Source organism: Thalassospira xianhensis MCCC 1A02616, assembly GCF_003326475.1.
Taxonomy (GTDB): Bacteria; Pseudomonadota; Alphaproteobacteria; order Rhodospirillales; family Thalassospiraceae; genus Thalassospira; species Thalassospira xianhensis.
The window spans coordinates 1-649 of sequence record NZ_JPWA01000097.1 but is presented as its reverse complement, the minus strand read 5'-3'; the positions used below and the strand labels follow the sequence as shown (position 1 = coordinate 649).

The window sequence follows — 649 nt, the reverse complement described above, 5'->3', positions numbered from 1 at the left end:
TGTGCCATCATGAAATCATTGGCAGCATCGGCGTTCTTGCCGTCTTCCTTCGGGAATTCGACCAGAACAAAGTTGCCATAGCTCGGATGGGCGATCAGCCCGTCAATCGCGTTCACCTGATCGCGGAACCACGCCAGCGTTTCGGCATTATGACGCACGCAGGCATTGACGAATTCATCATCATCAAGTGCCGCAAGACCGGCTTCCTGGGTAGGAAGGGCCACGTTAAACGGATTACGCAGGCGTTGCAGAACATCGGCAATATCAACCGGCGCATAGCACCAGCCAAGGCGAATGCCACCAAGACCATAAATCTTGGAAAATGTACGGGTCATGACGGTATTTTTACCGGCACGCACCAGTTCTTCACCGGCGGAATAATCTTCCTGACCGGTCATGAATTCGGCGTAAGCCGCGTCAACGACCAGAACGATATCTTCGCGCAGACCATCACGCAGGCGTTTCATTTCCGCATCGTTGATGTAGGTTCCGGTCGGATTGTTCGGGTTCGCGACAAAAACGATCTTGGTTTTTTCGGTCACAGCGGCCAGCAACGCATCAACGCTGGTGGTCATGTTGGTTTCGGCAGCCGTCACCGGAACCGCGCCAACACCCTTGGTCGCAATCGGATACATCAGGAAGCCATGCT

Annotated in this window: 1 protein-coding gene; it reads right to left on the bottom strand. The window is 54.1% G+C overall.

The genetic code is table 11. The features are described 5' to 3' along the window. The coding region (locus tag TH5_RS25185; RefSeq protein WP_114124144.1) for a pyridoxal phosphate-dependent aminotransferase at positions 1 to 649 on the bottom strand (649 nt) is incomplete at both ends.